At 63.4% G+C, this 17,932-nt stretch carries 11 protein-coding genes and 1 riboswitch; of the genes, 4 read left to right on the top strand and 7 right to left on the bottom strand.

The annotated features are described in order from the left end of the window. Window positions 1-318: 318 nt before the first annotated feature. From PSUB009319_RS23235 to PSUB009319_RS10175, 3 genes are read right to left on the bottom strand one after another with little or no spacing between them, the layout of a single operon-like run. On the bottom strand, window positions 319-2,526 hold the full coding sequence (locus PSUB009319_RS23235; protein WP_260392935.1) for a TolC family protein: 2,208 nt from the start codon (window positions 2,524-2,526) through the stop codon (window positions 319-321). Window positions 2,527-2,528: 2 nt separating this feature from the next. Continuing rightward, the gene (locus tag PSUB009319_RS10180) at window positions 2,529-3,776 is read right to left on the bottom strand and encodes an HlyD family type I secretion periplasmic adaptor subunit (RefSeq protein WP_124382103.1); all 1,248 of its coding nucleotides are present in this window, start codon (window positions 3,774-3,776) and stop codon (window positions 2,529-2,531) included. Further along, entirely contained in the window at window positions 3,773-6,199 is a 2,427-nt protein-coding gene (locus tag PSUB009319_RS10175) for a type I secretion system permease/ATPase (protein WP_260392934.1), read from the bottom strand. Before PSUB009319_RS10175 ends, PSUB009319_RS10180 begins: the two co-directional genes overlap by 4 nt. Window positions 6,200-6,755: 556 nt before the next feature. On the opposite strand from PSUB009319_RS10175, the gene PSUB009319_RS10170 reads away from it, so the two are divergent. Together PSUB009319_RS10170 and PSUB009319_RS10165 are read left to right on the top strand one after the other, a co-directional pair. Beyond that, the gene (locus PSUB009319_RS10170; protein WP_124382102.1) at window positions 6,756-7,499 is read left to right on the top strand and encodes a response regulator transcription factor; all 744 of its coding nucleotides are present in this window, start codon (window positions 6,756-6,758) and stop codon (window positions 7,497-7,499) included. Between the two features lie 123 nt (window positions 7,500-7,622). Beyond that, a complete protein-coding gene (locus PSUB009319_RS10165; protein WP_124382101.1) occupies window positions 7,623-8,909 on the top strand; it encodes a tetratricopeptide repeat protein in 1,287 nt (428 codons plus the stop codon). Between the two features lie 17 nt (window positions 8,910-8,926). Here the strand turns inward: PSUB009319_RS10165 and PSUB009319_RS10160 are convergent, their stop codons facing one another. Together PSUB009319_RS10160 and chrA are read right to left on the bottom strand one after the other, a co-directional pair. Beyond that, window positions 8,927-10,708: a response regulator gene (locus PSUB009319_RS10160; protein WP_185453441.1), complete on the bottom strand. Its 1,782-nt coding sequence runs from the start codon at window positions 10,706-10,708 to the stop codon at window positions 8,927-8,929. Between the two features lie 74 nt (window positions 10,709-10,782). After that, a complete protein-coding gene (gene chrA / locus PSUB009319_RS10155) occupies window positions 10,783-12,030 on the bottom strand; it encodes a chromate efflux transporter (protein ID WP_124382188.1) in 1,248 nt (415 codons plus the stop codon). Between the two features lie 193 nt (window positions 12,031-12,223). Beyond that, window positions 12,224-12,327, top strand: a riboswitch (glycine riboswitch). A gap of 146 nt (window positions 12,328-12,473) precedes the next feature. Here chrA and PSUB009319_RS10150 point away from each other — a divergent pair. Continuing rightward, the gene (locus PSUB009319_RS10150) at window positions 12,474-13,727 is read left to right on the top strand and encodes a D-amino acid dehydrogenase (RefSeq protein WP_124382099.1); all 1,254 of its coding nucleotides are present in this window, start codon (window positions 12,474-12,476) and stop codon (window positions 13,725-13,727) included. A gap of 70 nt (window positions 13,728-13,797) precedes the next feature. Here PSUB009319_RS10150 and PSUB009319_RS10145 read toward each other — a convergent pair whose 3' ends face one another. Further along, on the bottom strand, window positions 13,798-14,862 hold the full coding sequence (locus PSUB009319_RS10145) for a porin (RefSeq protein ID WP_124382098.1): 1,065 nt from the start codon (window positions 14,860-14,862) through the stop codon (window positions 13,798-13,800). 124 nt (window positions 14,863-14,986) lie between these two features. Next, entirely contained in the window at window positions 14,987-16,870 is a 1,884-nt protein-coding gene (locus PSUB009319_RS10140) for a bifunctional sugar phosphate isomerase/epimerase/4-hydroxyphenylpyruvate dioxygenase family protein (RefSeq protein WP_124382097.1), read from the bottom strand. A 131-nt stretch (window positions 16,871-17,001) separates the two neighbouring features. Here PSUB009319_RS10140 and PSUB009319_RS10135 point away from each other — a divergent pair, with 131 nt between their 5' ends. Then, window positions 17,002-17,769: an IclR family transcriptional regulator C-terminal domain-containing protein gene (locus PSUB009319_RS10135; RefSeq protein ID WP_124382096.1), complete on the top strand. Its 768-nt coding sequence runs from the start codon at window positions 17,002-17,004 to the stop codon at window positions 17,767-17,769. Window positions 17,770-17,932 lie beyond the last annotated feature (163 nt).

The raw sequence follows: 17,932 nt of genomic DNA, 5'->3' as shown, positions 1-17,932 counted from the left end.
TCCTTTGACAATATGCCGGCCGTGGGGCCAGCGGAAATGGAAGAGAGGTTTCAAACATCGTTGGCCCGCTATGGACCTCTGATTGAGGGCAATTCTCGCGGTCTGCTCTGGCAATCAAAACCAGACGGATTTAGATATGCGTAGGACCAGTACGATTTGCTCTTATGGGCGTCACGCCATCTAATGCGCATGTACTTTTTCAGGCAGTTCCTATTCGCACTCCCTTCCCGAAACGGCGTTTTTTCCCGCCCCGACAAGAAAAAAGCCGTGGCACAACGCATGCGCCACGGCTTCGTTTGAACCCTGCAGGTTGAACGATCACTGACCGTGTTCGTTTCTCAGCCATTGGGCCAAAGCGCCCGCCGAGTAGTGCTCGCGGAACACAGCGAGGTAGGCGTCGAAGCGGTTGGTGACTTCTGCGACGCGGTTGCCGTAGTGCTCGTTTTCCGCGGTCAGCACATCAAGCAGCGTGCGCCGGCCAAGGTGGTGCCACTGCTCGAAAAACGCTTTGCGCACCTGGTCGGTCTCAGCCGACAAGCCTTGGTACAGATCGGCACGTTGCAGCATGGTGTTCGCATCCTGGTCGGCCGTGCGCACCGCATATTCGAGATCGCGGCGTTGCTGTTCCAAGCGCTGCCAGCTCGCTTCGGCGCGCGCGCCTGCGGCTTCGGTCGCAGCCTTGGCGGAACCGCCGCGGAATGCCCCCCAATTCAGGTTCAGCATGGTTTGCCATGGTTGCCGGCGGCCTAGCGCGTCTTTGCTCATGCCCGCGCTCACCACCCAGTTGACCTGCGGCAGAGCCGATGCCTTGACCGCCTTGGCGCTCATGTCCGCAGCGTCCGCCTCGGCCTTCGCTTGCTGCAGACTCGGATGCGCGCCCACCAGCGACAACAGTTTTTCCAAGTTGCCAGGCTCGACAGACCACGCCCGCGTGCGCGGAATCATCACCGCCTCGTCGCCCACCAGTTTGCGCAGCGTGAGTTCTGCGTCGCGCGCGCGGGCTTCGGCCGTGTCCCGCGAGGCTTCTGCCTGCAGTAGCCGCGTTTTTGCCTGCGTCAGCTCACTGCCACGGCCGCGGTCAACCTCCACGATCTCGCTCAGCATCTTGACCAGCGTTGCCATGCGGTCGACAAACTGCTGGCTCAGATCGACGATGTTGCGTTGCTTGCCCAACTCGATCAGCGTTGAGGAAACATCGAAGCCGACCTTTTCCATGGCAGCGTCATAGGCCCGATTGGCTGCAGTGGAAAGGTGCTCGCGGCTACCGATCGTGTTCTTCGTGCGCCCCCAATCGAAGAGATTGGTCGTGACGTTGACCGACAGGGGGTTGCCCGAGCCGCTACCGTCACCATTGCCGCCGGGGCCGAAGTTGAGTCCTGGCGATTGAGAGCCGATATCCACCTGGGGCCAGCGCTGGCCCTTGGCTTCTGCCACATCCGCATTGGCGGCCTGGTAGCTGGCGTAAGCCTGTCGCACTTCGGGGCTGCGTTCGGCGGCCATTTGAACCGCCCGCCAGAAGATCTCGCGCAGCTTTTCAGGCGATGGCGTCGGGCCCGAGCCGTAGTCATCAGATTGCGCCTCCAGCCACCGTGCGAACTGCCCAGGCGTGCCCTTGGCGGGCACCGCGCTCGCTTTGCCGTGGCGCGCTTTGGGGCCTTCGCTTGCGGCGGATGGTGCAGGCATCTCGGGCAGACGCGCCACAGACGCCGGTGAAGGTTGCGGTTTGGCCGACGGCGCGACGGCAGGCGCATCTTCCGGTGCGGCGGGCACCGTGCCCGGGGGAACGACGGCCTTGAATTCGACCAAACCATCGTCCGAACGCCGTGCTGGCAGATGCTCGCGTTGGTTCTGGCGTGCCGCTTCGGCCCTGGCTTCGGCGGTGCGCTCAGCTTCGGCGCGCGCCTGGAATTCGCGCGCTGCCGCCGCGCGAGCCTCCGTCTCGCGGCGTTGCGCGTCGGCCTCCTGCGCGCGCGCTTCAGCAGCGGCTACGCGTTCCGCTTCCGCCTGCTGTTTCGCGATGGCCTCAGCGCGTGCTGCTTCAGCGACACGTGCCTGCTCTTGCTGACGGCGCTTCTCGGCTGCGGCACGCTCTTCGTCTGCCCGTTGTTTTGCCTGCGCTTCTGCGCGCGCGGCCTCCAGCCGTGCAGCTTCCTCAGCCATACGCGAGACCTCCCGCGCCTGCGCTTCACGCACCAGCCTGGCCTGTTCTTCGGCGCGCTGGAGCTGCCGCGCCGCTTCAGCACGCGTGGCCTGCGCCGCCAGGCGCGCCTGGCCTTCAGTTGTGTCAGTCTCGATCGCGCGCTTCTGCTCGTCCGCCTTGACTTGCGCCGCAGCAGCCGACGTCTGACCAGCCCATTCGGTAAACGGCACATGCGAACGCAGGCCGACCGCGCCCTGCGCGCGCGCCTCTTCTGCAAACGCCAGCGGCGCGAGCGCAAACAGCGATGAGACAACCCAGGCGATCGGCCGAAATGCCGACTTGGGCACCGGTATCGCAGATGGTGGGATTCGGTTCCGGTCGGTCATGATCAACGCTCCCGGAACGCTTCACGCGCCTTGAAGATCGGCTTGAGCAGGTAGTCGAGAATCGTCTTCTCGCCCGTGCGGATATCGACGGTTGCCACCATGCCCGGCAAGATCGGCAGCGTTTTGCCGCCGGCCTGCAAAGCGCTCGATTCGGTCAACACCAGGACGCGGTAGTACGTCGCGTCAGGGCGCCCGGCAGCGGCCTTTTGGTCGTCCTTCAGCGTATCCGGGCTGATGTGCTCGACCTTGCCTTTGAGACCGCCATAAATGCCGAAGTCGTACGCGGTGACCTTGACGGTGGCTGGCTGGCCGGGGTGCAGGAATGCCACGTCCGACGGCTTGATGCGGGCCTCGACCAGCAGTTGGTCTTCCAGCGGCACGATTTCCATGATGTGCTCGCCCGGCTGGATCACACCGCCGATTGTGTTCACGCGGATATTCTTCACGGTGCCATACACAGGCGCGACGACGGTCGTACGTTGCAGCACATCTGCGCGTCCGACGACCGTTTCGCTGGTCTGCGCCAGTTCCAGTTCCAGCTTGATCAGCTCGGAGTTGGCATCGGCCTGATAGCGGTTGCGGCGATCGACGATCTGCGAACGCAGTTCGTTGGCTTGACGGCGCATGCGCAGCAACTCGACCTCGGAGATCAACCCCTTGGCCGACAGCGGCTCTGCCATGCCAATCTCGCGCATCGACAGCGCGTGGCTCTTCTCCAGCGCGGCAACGCTGTCTTCCAGCGCCCGGCGGCGCGCGTTGTAGGCCAGCGTTTCCTGCTTGACCACCTCGGGCACGCCCTTGACGTCGTCAGGAAAAACGAGCGGCTGACTGTACGCTTCGGCACGCAGGCGCGCGATGGTCGCTTTCAGGCCGATCTGCTTGGACCATGCCTCGCGGTAGCTCGTCTCGGCGCGGGTCGGGTCGATCTTGGCGAGCACCTGCCCTTTCTTGACGATGTCGCCCTCGCGCACGTCAAGCTGCTCGAGAATCCCGCCCTCCAGGCTTTGGATGACCTGCTCGCGGCTCTTCGAGATGATCGTGCCTTCGCCGTTGGTCACCTCTTCAACACGGGCGAAATTTGCCCAGCCGAGGCCAACCACGAGGAGCGCGCCAATCACGTACATCACCAGCATCGAGCCGGGCGTCGACTGCGTGAGCAGCGACTCCTGCACGTCGTTCATGAACGCGGCGTCACCCGCCGACAATTTGGCTTTTCGCGGCAGCCATTTCCTGAAGATATTGAAGCTCATCGAATCGACTCCCGGTTGGGCTGCTGCGTGGCAGCGGGTTGGCCGAGGGACGGCGACGGTGCCGTCGACTGGGCCGTCGAATGGGCCGCGCCATCGGGGGCAGGTCGCGCCGAACGTTTCGCGGTGATTGCCACGGGCTTCGGCGTAGCCGGTTGCGCGTCCGTTGATGCAGCCGACGTTGCGCTGTTCGCTGCGGGTCGCCGGGCAGTGCCGGGCGCGGTTTGGGCTTCGCCGGACAGCGCGGCCAGAACCCTCTCCTTTGGGCCGTCGGCAACGACCTTGCCGTCTTCAACCACGATAATTCGATCGACCAGCGCGAGGATCGACGGGCGGTGCGTGACAATCACAAGCGTCTGGCCTTGTGTCGCGCGGGCGAGGTGGCCGAGAAACGCGGTTTCGGTCTGGTTGTCCATTGCGCTGGTCGGCTCATCGAGCAGCAGCAGTTGCGGGCGAGCCAGCAGGCTGCGCGCAAGCGACACAAGCTGACGCTGACCGCCGGAGACGCCCTGCCCGCCTTCACCGATCGGCAAGTTGATGCCCTTCGGGTGCTTGGCCGCTACCTGATCAAGACCGGTCAGTTTCAGCACGCGCAGAAACGCCTCGGCAGACGCTTCGGGGCGGCCGATCATCACGTTTTCGCGCAGCGTGCCGTGGAAGAGGCGCGCGTCCTGGCCAACGTAGCCAACCGTCTTGCGCCAGTCCGCCGGGTCGATCTGCTCAACGTCGAGCCCGTCGGTAAACATCTGGCCTGCGGTGGGCGCGTACAGGCGCGCCATCACACGCAGCAGCGTTGACTTGCCGCTGCCGATGCGGCCGAGAATCGCCACGCGTTCGCCCGGCTGGACGGCCAGGCTGACGCCCTTGAGGATGGCCGGGTTCGGCTGCATCGGCGGGGCCGGATAGGCGAACTGGACATCCTTGAGCGAAATCTGGCCCGACAGCGGCGGCTTGGGCAGGTATTCACGTGCCGGATCGCGGTCGACCGGCATGGTCATCAGGTTGTTGAGCGAAGCCAGCGCCGCCTTGGCTTGCTGGAAACGCAGCGCGAGGCCCATCACCTGGCTCAGCGGCGCTGTGATCCGGCCTGCGAGCATGACCGTACCGATCAGCGCGCCTTGCGTCAGTTGGCCCGCATCGATCAGGTACACGCCCAATACAACCAGCACGACGGTCTGCAGTTGCTGCAGGAACGTGACGACGCTCGTCGCCTTGCTCGAGATCTTGCGGGACTTCATGGAGGACGCCGCCGACAAGGCGCTGTAGCGCTCCCAGCGGCGTTGCATGTGCCCTTCGCCGCCCACGGCCTTCAGTGTTTCCAGCCCTTCGACCGATTCGATCAGCACGCCCTGCTTGAGCGACGCTTCGCGCAGGTTCTCTTTCATGATCTTGGCGAGCGGCCACTGCACCACCACGCTGATACCAACGATGAGCGGCACCATCATGGCGGGCACCCAGCCCAGGCTGCCGCCAATCATGAACACCACGCCCACGAACAGCAGCACAAACGGCAGATCGGAGACGGCCGCCAGCGTGGCGGACGTTGCGAAATCGCGCACGGATTCATACTCGCGAAGCTGATTCGCAAACGAGCCGGCCGAGGCGGGCTTGTTCTCCATCCGGATCGACAGCGCCTGCCGGAACAACAGCGTGCCCATGACGAGATCGGCCTTTTTTCCGGCCACATCAAGCAGATGCGCGCGAACCTGACGCGAGATCGCCTCGAACGTCATCGCAATTGCCACGCCGATGGCCAGCGACCACAGCGTCACGAACGCCTGATTGGGCACGACGCGGTCGTAGACGTTCATGGTGAAGAAGATGCTGGCCAGGCCCAGCACGTTGATCAGCAATGCGCCGAGTGCCGCGCTCGCGTAATAACGGCGATAGCGCCAAAGCGTGCGCAGCAGCCAGTGGCCGGCGGGCTCGGGTTCCTGTTCGCCCGCACGCGTATCGACCTTGGCTGTTGGCTTGACGAGGATGGCGTAGCCCGAGTAAACCGCGTCCATCTCTTCTTGCGTGTATTCGACCGGCTCGGGGCCGATGTCGGGCATCACCACTTGATAGAGGAGCCCGCCCTTCGCCTCCTTGTCAGGATTGCGCCGGCGCGCGAGCAGGATGCAGCCGCCCATCTGCTTGTGCACGAGGATCATCGGCATGACGTGCTCGGGCAGTTGTTGCAGGTGACGATCAACAAGGCCGGCCGTGAGCCCGGCATTGCCCAGCGCGCCGAGCGCCAGCGAAGGCGACAGTACGCCGCCCTTGGGCAGACCGGCCAGCAGCGCCTCGGGCGTTTTGCCGACACCATAGCGCTCACACATCCACATGACGGCGTCGAGCAGGCCGTCGTGGTTGGTCGTGGATTTGGGCGGCTCTTGCCACGTCGCCTCTTGGGCATCCACAGTTTGAGTCGTGTCGAGAGTCATGATCTGAACCAATGGGCCGATCGCGTATGGCGTTGAGGTGCGGTGGTGCGCGACAGGCAAAAGATTGATGTAGGCAGATGGCCACGAAACGCTGCTGCCTGATTGAGTACGAACCGTTTGGAATCAAGCCAGCAACTCAGGCCATCTGATGAGCTACGAAACGGTTGTGATTTTCTGAAAATCGCCAGATACGGGATATGCGACCCCTAGGCATTCAGCACCAGACAAGTACTAAAAACGATGCGAAGTGCGCGGACAGATCGATGAAAATCAATCGATGCAACGTAGCGCTGCCGTCCAGGGGCGAATAAAGGCCCTACCCGCCACAAAGCGGGTCGCTATCATGGAGAAATTTCGTACCAGTACGATCCCATTCCATTTGAGATCCATGGCGTACGACGCGTGATGGAACTAAAGTGCCTTCTATTGGCAGACGGGAACGAAGACGTCTACAACCGCTTCTGACGCCGCCCTTTCAATCAAGGGGCCGGAACCGAAGGGAGGCATTGCCCCGGGGGTTGTGGTTGGAATGCCTGAACATTGGACACATACTCAAATGGATCAATTCTCGATTCAGGTCATCATTGCGGACGACCACCCGACCGTTATCAACGGCATTCAGGCGTTCCTGGCCAATCACAAAAGCGTCAAGGTGGTCGCAACCGCCCTGAACTCAACCAAGCTCATCGCCGCGCTCGATGAACACCCGTGCGATGTGCTCGTGTCGGATTACGCAATGCCCGGTGGGGAATTCGGTGATGGCATCACGCTGTTCTCATTCCTGCGCAGACGCTACCCCGACACCCGCATCGTCGTGCTGACGATGATGGACAACCCCGGCGTGATCCGCGCGCTTCTGAAGCTCGGCATTCAATGCATCCTGAGCAAGTCGGATAGCACGGACCACGTCTTGACGGCCATCCACGGCGCCTACGCTTCGGGCCGCTATTTTTCGCCGTCGATTTCCGAGATCGCGTGGCAGGTTCACGTGGAATCTGCCAGCACGACCAGCAACGCGCTGACGACGCGTGAAGAGGAAGTCGTCCGGTTGTTTGTGTCGGGGCTGAGCGTGAATGAAATTGCGGCACAACTGCGGCGTAGCAAACAGACGATCAGCTCGCAGAAGTCGAACGCCATGAAGAAGCTCGGCATCGATAACGACACGGATCTCGTTAAGTATTCGATGGGGGTTTCTCTTGCCGCGTCACGAGGCACGCCCGAGTCAGCCCCGGCAAGTCTGAACGCTCCGGACCCGGCGCCAGCCGCCAGGAAAATGCCGCGCAGTGTAAAGCCGGCCTGACCGCCTATTGCCCGATGTTCGGGCGTTCGATCGTTATTTCATCAGAGGTGTTCGCTGCTCCGTTGGCAGCGCGCGCCTGCTCGCGGCCGACATTGTCCGCAGCCCTCGGATCTCTGTCACGCCATGTCCAAACTCCGACGACTTCCTCCTGCACCCAGACGCCCTGCCGCCAACGCGAGCCGCAATGTGGCACAGGCGCAGCTCCAGGCGCTGGCCACACAGTTTGTTGCCGCAATGGCGGCGGCCGACCACGCTACGGCCCTCGCCCTCGCTCAACGCGCGCTTGAATACACGCCCGGCAACATGACCATCCTGGGCGACTACGCGCTGTGTCTGATGCGAACGGGCAAGTACGAAGACGCCTATCGCATCTATCGGCAGATTGAAGCAGCGCCAGCAGCTCAGCGCGCACGCGCCTCCCGCACCTGGTTGGACGGCCTTGCGGAAGTCTGCGGCTGGCTCGGCAAGGAGGATGAGCTACGCCAATACGGTCATCGCTCGCTGGCGCAGGCAGACGCTCTGTGCCGCACGGGTGAGCACTGGCCTTTACCGGCCACGCCGCCGCGCTTCGACCCGAACGCGCGCGGCCGCAACATCATTGCGTTCAGCCTGTTTGGCGCGCAACCGCGCTATTGCGAGACCGCCGTCATGAATGCGCGGGTCGCGCACGATCTGTATCCCGCATGGACATGCCGCTTCTATCTGGACAGCAGCGTGCCGGAACACGTGCAGCGCAGGCTGCGCGATGCCGGTGCAGAAATCTTGACGATGGACCAGGACGAACGGCGCGCCATTCCCGCCACACTGTGGCGGTTTTTTGTGATGGATGACCCAGGTGTCGACCGCTTCCTGGTCCGTGACGCGGATTCGCTGCTGTCGGAGCGTGAAGTCACGGCGGTGGACGAATGGCTCGCCAGCGATTGCGTCTTCCATCACATGCGCGATTACTTCACCCACACCGAGTTGTTACTGGCTGGCTTGTGGGGCGGCTGCGCTGGCGTGACGCCCCCGATTACGCCGCGCATCAAGACATTTGTCGCCAACTATCAAGGAACGGCACGCTTCACGGATCAGCAATTCCTGCGCGTCGTGCTTTGGCCAACGGTGCGGCAAAGCATCCTCAACCATGACGCGCTATTCGGATTCCACGGTGCCCGCCCTTTTCCCGTTCACCCGCCGGTGCGCTGGAAGACCGATCATTTTCACGTCGGCAGCAATGCAGGCTATTCGGCCATTGCCGGACAATCGACACGGCCGGACGGTGCGCACCAGGTGATTGAACTGGTGGAGGCGGAAAGCCCGGCAATCCAATACGAGGCGCCAGTCAAGCAGGGGCAATGGAGGCTGAACGTACCGTTCTTTGTGGCCGATGCGATCGAATCGGGCAAGACCCGCGTCGTGGCCCGCTGAGCACGGACTGAGTGGGCTTACTCGCCCGTATCCGCAGGTGATTGAGCACGGCGCGCGAGTGCGTCGCGCGCCATCGGCACGATCTTGCCGACATCTGCTGCTGCGGCTTCCAGGTCGCCCGCCTTCGCCAGCGTTTCGAGGCGCTTGCAAAGCTCAACGACGGCAGCTTCATGCACCATCGCAAACGCCCCTTTGATTGAGTGAAGCTCTCCGCTAACCAGCGCGTTGTTCTGCTGCCTGATCGCGGCTTCGATCTTGCGCACCGATGCTTCGAGCGTTGTCATCAGCGTTTGCCGAAGCGATGCCGGCAACGGCCCCATGGTTGGGTCCACGGCAGATGCCCCGAGCTTCATCTTTTCAGCGCGATCAGCGAAGCGCCGAACAGCGCTGCCGATGGCTTCGAGCGATGCCGGATTGAGCAGCACATCGTCGATGCCCACGTCCCGGCACATGGCCCGTTCGTGTTCGGTGACGTGCGCAGTCAGGCCAATGATGGGCATGCCAGCGTAGCGGTCACGAACGAACCGTGCGAGCGCGTAGCCATCCATGCCTGGCATGTTCAGCGCGGTCAGCAGCATGTGGTAACGCTTTCTGCTCAGCATGCGAAGAGCCGACATGCCACCTTGCGCGACATCGGCCGCATAACCCAACGCGGTGAGCTGATCACGCAGGAGATCACGGTTGGCGGAGTGATCATCGACCACGAGCACATCAATGGCGGTGGCGCCTTCGCCATCATGAACTGCGGCACCCAAGGCATCCTCAATGCCTTGCACATTGGCATCGGCATCGACCTCAAGCTCCAGTTGCATAACGAACGTGCTGCCCACCCCGGGCGTCGACGTGCACGCTATGTTGCCGCCCATCAGGCGAACAAGGCCCTTGCAGAGGGCAAGCCTCAGGCGCGCGCTGCCAGAAATCAAGGCATTCGATGCGCCTTCCTGCGCAAATGGCGTGAGGGTGTTCCGCTGCTGTTCCTCGGTCAAGCCCGCACCGGAGTCAATCACACCGATGGAAATCCGATCGCGCCGCCGCGCGTCCTCCAGGTACACCTCGAGAACAACCTCGCCGCGCTCGGTGGACTCAATCGCATTCCTGACCAGATGGGTCATGACTTGCTGCAACCGAGCCGGATCGCCGACATAGCGCGGCGCCAGATCGGGAGCGACCATGCAATTGAAATCGAGCTGCTTTGCCTGTGCGGCCGGGGCGCACCGGGCGCCAACGCTGCGCGCCAGCGATGCCAAGTCGAAAGACATGTGCGCGATCGACAGCCGGCCAGCTTCCATCTGCGATACGTCCTGGATGTCGTTGATGAGGCCGCGCAATGCCTCGCCGGAGGCCCTGGCCATCTGCAAATGATGGCGCTGCGCATCATCCAATGGCGTGCGGTCGAGCAACTCAAGGTTGCCGAGCATTGCCCAGAGTGGCGCGCGGATCTCGCGGCCCATCGTCGCAAGCAACATCGTTTCTGCGCGGTTTGCTGCGTTGCTTGCAGTGCTGGATTCCCCATCTTCCAGCGCAGGCTCAGGAGCAGGTTGCAGGACACGCCGATGCACGGCCAGCAACGCAATCCAGACGACGACAATCGCGCCCAGACATCCGGCAAGCGCGATCGTCCGCGCATGCGCCATCACCGAGATGACGGCACATGCGCCAAGCGCCCCCGACGCGCTGATGCCCACGCCAAACAGCGTCCTGCGTTGCCGCCGGTACGTTTCGCTAGACGCCCCCACCAGCGCTTCAGAACCTCGTGCCGGCGATTGCGTGTACGTTGTCCGGTTCGCTGGAGCGTCCATGGTCGGATCGAGGTAACGGGATCGTTGTGGGCGCATGGTAGCGCAAAGGCGATGCTCGCTACTGCACCGGCCGCTTAGCGCAGATGCGCCTGAACGATGCCCAAAACGGCGCAGAACACCACAACGGCAAGTGGCGGAAATTTCCACCGCGCAAGCAAGAGGAACCCGGTGGCCGCCACCGCAAAGTCAAGCGGCGAGCGAACAGCGCTGGTCCAGACCGGCGCGTACAGTGCCGTTGCCAGCAAGCCCACGACTGCTGCATTCACCCCAGCCAGCAGCGCAGCCATGGAGCACTGCGCACGCAGCGCCTGCCAGTAAGGCAACGCCGCAATCACGAGCAGCAGGCCGGGAAGGAAGATGCCGGTCGTGGCAAGCAGCGCCCCTGCCAGATGATTGGGTACGCCGGCCTTTATCCAGCCAAGAAACGCGGCAAACGTGAACAGCGGCCCCGGAACGGCCTGTGCCGCACCGTACCCGGCGAGAAAATCGTTGGATGTCACCCACCCTGTCACGACGGTCTGATCCTGCAGAAGCGGAAGAACAACGTGGCCGCCGCCAAACACAAGTGCGCCAGAACGGTAGAACGCATCGAACACGTACGCGGCATCACTGAAGCGCGCTTGCGCCAGCGCCGGCAAACCAAACAGCAAGGCGCAGAACAGCGCCAGTGCAATCGCGCCGGTGCTGCGGGAAACATGGAACGCGTTGCCATGCGCAACGGTATCGGTCTCTGCGGATCCTGGCAGATTGCGACATAGCACCAGACCCAGTGCGGCACCCAACACAATGGCCATGAGCTGCGCGTAGACGGAAGTCACCAGAGCCAGCAGGCCCATCACCGCCAGCGCGATACCCGCGCGGCGATGATCCGGGCAGAGCCGCCGCGCCATGTCCCACACCGCTTGCGCGACAACAGCAACGGCAACCAGTTTCAGCCCGTGAATCAATCCGGCACCAATGGGGGCATCCAGCGCCGGTGTGGCCATGGCAAACGCAATCAGCAGCAAGACCGAGGGCAGCGTAAAGCCAAGCCATGCCGCCAGTCCGCCAAGCCAGCCTGCGCGCAGCAGACCAATTGAGAAGCCGACCTGGCTGCTGGCCGGCCCCGGCAGGAACTGGCACAGGGCGACGAGATCGGTGAAGGTGGCATCGTCCAGCCAGTGTCTGCGTTCAACGAACTCACGCCGGAAATAGCCAATATGGGCGATTGGCCCGCCGAACGATGTCAGCCCGAGCTTAAGAAAGACCGCGAGAACCTCAAGGGGCTCAATCGCTCGTTTAAAGGCGCGCGTGGGGCGCGAGGAGGACATGCCTGTTTCCATGAATTCAAAGATTGCGCCCATGCGCTCCGCCTGATGCGAAGCGATGCAGAGCGCAGTATGCCCTGACCATGCCGATCAAGGGATCTGGCATTCACAATCGCCCGACTTGCCGAACGTCACAACTCGTGACACACTCGGTCCCGCTGCCCACCTGGGCAGTACGCAGGCGCGGCTGACGCACCAACGACAGCTGCAACACGCCGCAGGAGAGACCGGGCCCAACGCACACGCGCAACGCCCGGCGCCGATGGAGCAACCACCCCGGAAACTCTCAGGCAAAAGGACTGTGGCGTCGACTGCGAATCTGGAGAGAGGCGTGCCGCGCGCACGCCCACCGAAGGGGAAGGCGCCAGCACTGCTGATGCCCAAGCTCTCAGGTCCCGAGACAGATGGGGTGAGCCGACCGGATCGTCCGGTCATACCGCCACTCCGTAGGGACTGCCATGACGCACATCGTCATCGTCGGCGCCGGTATATCCGGCGTCACCACCGCTTACACGCTCTCGCAACTCGGCTATCAGGTCACGGTGCTCGACCGGCATCTGTATCCGGCCATGGAAACGTCGTTTGCCAACGGCGGACAGCTCTCCGCCAGCAACGCCGAGGTTTGGAACAGCACCGGCACGCTGCTCAAGGGCATCAAATGGATGCTGCGCAACGATGCCCCGCTGCTGCTCAACCCCAAGCCGTCGTGGCACAAGTACGCGTGGATTGGCGAGTTCGTGGCCAGCATCGCGCACTACCGCCGCAACACGATCGAAACCACACGCATGGCCATCGAGGCGCGCAAGCACCTGTTTGCGATGGCCGAACGCGAGCAGATCGATTTCGACCTGCAGCGACGCGGCATCCTGCACGTCTATCACGACAAGGCGAGCTTTACCGCAGCGGGCAAAGCCAACGCCCTGCTCGTCGCTGGCGGGCTTGAGCGTCACGCGGTGAGCCCCCAAGACATCGCCACCATCGAGCCGACGCTGCGCGGCACCTACTACGGCGGCTACTTCACCGAATCCGATGCGACGGGCGACATCCACAAATTCACCCGCGGCCTTGCGCAGGCATGCGAAAAGCGCGGCGTACGCTTCATGCAAGGCGTGGACGTGCGTGATGTGGAGATCACCGGAAGCGGCGTTCGGCTTCTGCTGCAAACCACGTTGGACGACCGCCTTTCCGCCAGCGCGGCGAATGTCGTGCAAGACCTCACCGCCGATGCGCTGGTCGTGTGCGCGGGCGTGGGCAGCCGGCATGTCGCGCAAATGGTGGGGGACCGCATCAACGTGTATCCGGTCAAGGGCTACTCGATCACCGTGCACCTGGACGACGAAGCCAGCGTGCAGGGCGCGCCGTGGGTCAGCCTGCTGGATGAAAGCGCCAAGATCGTGACGAGCCGCCTGGGCGAAGGCCGCTTCCGCGTGGCGGGCACGGCCGAGTTCAACGGCTACAACCGCGATATCCGCGCGGATCGCATCGAACCCTTGGTGGCCTGGACGCGCCGCAACTTTGCGATCGGCACTTCACGTGTGGTGCCATGGGCCGGCTTGCGCCCGATGATGCCCGACATGATGCCGCGCGTCGGCCGGGGCCGGCATGCACGCGTGTTCTACAACACGGGCCACGGGCATTTGGGCTGGACGCTGTCCGGTGCCACCGCCGCGATGATCGGCGACGTGATCGCGCGCGATTGCCCGTTGCATTGATCGCAGCAAAGGAAAAAAAGCCCGCCGAGACTTCTGGCGGGCTTTTCCGTGGCGCGGGCGGGGCCGGCCTTCAGAACTTGTGTCGCACGCCCAGCATCACACCCAACCGCGAGTTATTGCCATACGTGTTGCCTGAATTGCTGAAGGCGGCAGCGCTGTTCAGTGCAACCCACGCGCCTTGCAAGTGCGTGTAGTCAATTTCGGCATACACATCCGTGCGCTTGCTGAAGGCGTAGTCGAGCATGCCGGCGGTGGTGAGGCGCTTGCCGCTGGCATCAAGGTGCTTCATCCAGTCGTACTGCACGGTGCCGATAAGGCTCAGTGCGCCGGATAGCGGCACCTTGGCGCCTGCGTAGGCGGCCTGGTTCTTGTAGTCGGCTACGTCGAGGCGGCTGTTTGTGTAGCCCAGGTACCACGTTGCGATGGCGGTCTCCAGCTTGCCGCCAAAGCCCCACACCGTCTGCTTGCTGGCCAGCGCTGCTGGCACGGCGCCAAAGAACGCCGAGGACACATCGTGCGTGACCTGGTACACCGCGCCCACTTCAGCCGACCCCATGCTGTAGACGATCGACCCTGCGCCAGCCGAACTCTTGCTGAAGCTGCCGGCGGCTTCCCCAAAGGTCCATGCACCGGCAAGTTGCAGACCACCGAACGACTTGATGTATTTGACCGTGTTGTCGTAGCGCAGGCCCGTGTAGTTGCCGCCCTGGTAGCCGACGATGGAATTGTTGGCAAACGCCATCGCCTCGTACGAAGACAGAATCTCGTGCGCCAGCGTGTACTGGCGGCCAAGATAGAGCTTGCCGTAGTCACTCTCCAGGCCGACCACGGCTGTGCGCCCGAACAGGCGCCCGCCCTGCTGGCTGGCACCGGTGTCCGGCGAGAAGCCCGATTCCAGAATGAACATCGCCTTGGTGCCGCCGCCCAGGTCTTCGGTGCCGCGCAGGCCCCAGCGGCTGCCGGTCAGCACGCCGTCAGTCATCTGCAGGTTGTGGTTGCCTGCGGCGTTCTCGTGCGTGCTGTAGCGGATGGTCGTGTCGATCAACCCATAGAGGGTGACGCCGCCGGCAGTTTGCGCTGCCACCGGCAGGCTCGTGGCACCTAGCACCAGTGCGGCGATCACGGTTTTGTTCATGGCTCCCTTGTCTCCTTTTTCGATATGGCGGGTGTGGATGTGCGATGGCCGCCCGCGCGGCCGTTGCTACGTAAAAACCGCCCACGACTGCACTGGCCATGGGGGTGCAAATTGTGGCGTGAGTTCAGCCGCCCGGGTTGGTGTCTGGCCGGCTCAGTTGCGCTTGCACGGCCATGCGCACGGCGGCGTTTGCTGCGCCATAGCCCACGTAGCCGTTGCGCTGGACAAGCTCGAAGAAAAAGCGCTCGCGGAAGGGCTCGGTATAGGTGTGCAGAAAATCGCCGTGCGGGTCGCGGTCATAAAGCAACCCGTCGTCGTGCAGACGTGTGAGCAGCGTGTCATCCAGCCCCAGCCGGGCGGCGACGTCGCCGTAGTAGTTCTCGGGCACGTGCTGCATATGCGCCGAAACGCGGTCGATGGCTTCGATGGTTTCGAACAGCCGATCGGAGCGAAAGGCAATATGGTGCACACCCGAGCCCGCATAGGCGGCAATGAACCGGCCGGTTGCCGTACGCCCGCTTTCCGACACGTTGAGCGGAATCCGCACGTTGCGGTCTGGGCTCACCATCGCACGGCTTTTGACAAGGCCGTAGGGGTCGGCAATCTCCTGCACGGCCTCGGCCTGCATGCCGAAGATGGCGCGGTAGAACAGCACGAAACTGTCGAGCCGATGCGCGGGCAGCGCCTGCGCAACGTGGTCAATCGATGCCAATCCTGCTGTGCCGGCTTGCACGCCAGGTTGCAGAACGAAATCGCTCTCATAGATGCTGCGATCGGCCTGGCGGTCATCGATCAGATACAGCAATGTGCCATCCGGCGCGCGCAGCGCAGGAATGCTGCGTTCGGCCGGCCCGACTGGCCCACGCCACTCCTGGCCGCATAACGCACGTGCACGTGCCATCGCACGTTCGGCATCGTCCACCTTGAGGCCGATCGCGCAGACAGACGGCCCATGCAATTCAAAATGTTCAGACGCCGCGCTGTCTTGCTCCATGTTCAGGATCACGTTGACGCGGCCCTGCCGATACAAATCGACAGCCTTGGAACGGTGGTGCCCCGCAAAGGCAAAACCCAGCGCGCGCAGGCGCGTTTGCAGCTCTCGCCCTGCTACGGCATCCACCGCAAACTCAAGGAAATCCACGCCTTCAAATTGCGCCGGCGCCGGTAGTTCAGCGCCACCGGCTTCCGACTCCAGCCAGAGCAGCGAACGCATGCCGTCGAGCGCGGTCAACCGCGCGGGAGCGGAACGGAATTCGTCGTTAAAGACCTCCAGTGACAACGGCCCGGCATAGCCAGCGGCAAGCAACTCGCGCGCAAAGTCCGTCACCGGCAGATCCCCCTGCCCTGGGAAGTTACGATGATGCCGGCTCCAAGACAGCACATCCATCGACAGCTTGGGCGCATCCGCAAACTGCACGAAGAAGAGCTTGTCTGCTGGCACGTCGCGGATGCCATCCAGCGTGTCGCCCAGCGACAGCGTATGGAAACTGTCGAGAATCAGCCCGAACGCCGGATGGTCGGCCTGTTGCACGATCTGCCACGCCTGGCGCCAGGTCCGCGTGTGCCGGCCCCAGGCCAGCGCTTCATAGCCCACGCGCAGCCCGCGCCGGGCCGCTGCTTCTGCCATCAGACGCAGATCGCCTGCCGCACGCGCCGGGTCGTCGACGGCGATGTCTTGCACGTTGCTGCATACCAGCACCGTCTCTACGCCCAACTCGGCCATCACGTCGAACTTGCGCTCGGCGCGCGCCAGGTTTCGCGCAAACAGTTCGTGCGGCATTGCCTCGAAATCGCGGAACGGCTGGTACAGCATGATCGCCAGCCCAAGGTCCGCCGCCATCTGGCGCACACGGGCCGGCGAGCCGTCAAAGTTCAGCAGGTCGTTTTCGAAAATCTCAATGCCGTCAAAACCGGCAGCGGCCGCCGCTTCCAGCTTTTCAGGCAGCGTGCCGGACAGGCACACGGTGGCAATGCATTTGGGACGGCGCCCTGCGCGGAGCGAATTCATGGCGATGCGTTGATCTGACGATGCTCGCAGCGTAGGTGCGCAAGCCATGCATCCACAAGCGTCATTCGCGCAACAGCGTGCGATGATCGTACAATCGCGCGCACATATCGCTCGTTTTTAGGGTTATCGCCATGAAGAAAGAACCGCTCGACCGGCGCGATTGGATTGCCGGGCTGGAGAAAGGGCTCGCCATCCTGGAGGCGTTCGACCATGACCACCCGCGGCTGACCCCCACGCAGGCGGCAGAGCTGACCGGCCTCACCCGCACAGCCGCGCGCCGCTACCTGCTGACGCTGGAGCACCTCGGCTACCTCAGCAGCGAAGGCACGCTGTTCAGCCTGACGCCGCGCGTGCTGAAGGTGGGCTGGTCGTACTTCGATTCGGCGCGCCTGCCGCGCACGGTGCAGCCGTTCCTGCAACAGGTGACGGCCGCCGTTGGCGAAGTGGCCTACCTCAGCGTGCTCGACAAGTGGGAACTGGTATTCATCTCGCGCACCAGCACGAGCCGCGTCATGAGCACGGGTTTCGTGCTCGGTGCGCGCGTGCCGGCGCCGCTCGCATCAGCAGGGGTGATGATGCTGGCTGCGCTGCCCGAGCAGACTGTCCAGGCATGGCTGGAAACCTGCGTGCTGACGCCCTATACGCCTTACACGATTCTGCAGCGCGAACGGCTGCTCGATGAAATCCGCATGGCCAGCCGGCAGGACTATGCCGTGGTCGAGCAGCAATTGCAGATCGGTGTGCGCGGCGTGGCGGTGCCGCTGCGCGATCGCCATGGCAACGTTATTGCCGCGCTGAGCGTGAACATGCAGGTGGGTGAAGAGACCACCGAACGTGCGCTGCAGCGCGTGTTGCAGGTCTTGCAGGACACCGCGCTGTCGATCATGCGGGTGCTGTAGACACCGCGCATTGAATTTACGGCGAGGCAGGCGCAGCGCCATCAGGCCCACGATGATGGTGAAGCAGCAGGCGCATAGCACCCAGACCGTTGTAGCCGCGCCGCCAGGACAGCGCCCCCGGAAAAACCCTTGTGCCGTGCGTTTTTCGCACAAGTCCGTGCGA

The sequence above is a fragment of the Ralstonia sp. SET104 genome (genome assembly GCF_003851545.1).
Classification (GTDB): domain Bacteria; phylum Pseudomonadota; class Gammaproteobacteria; order Burkholderiales; family Burkholderiaceae; genus Ralstonia.
This window is presented reverse-complemented; position numbering and strand designations above follow the sequence as displayed.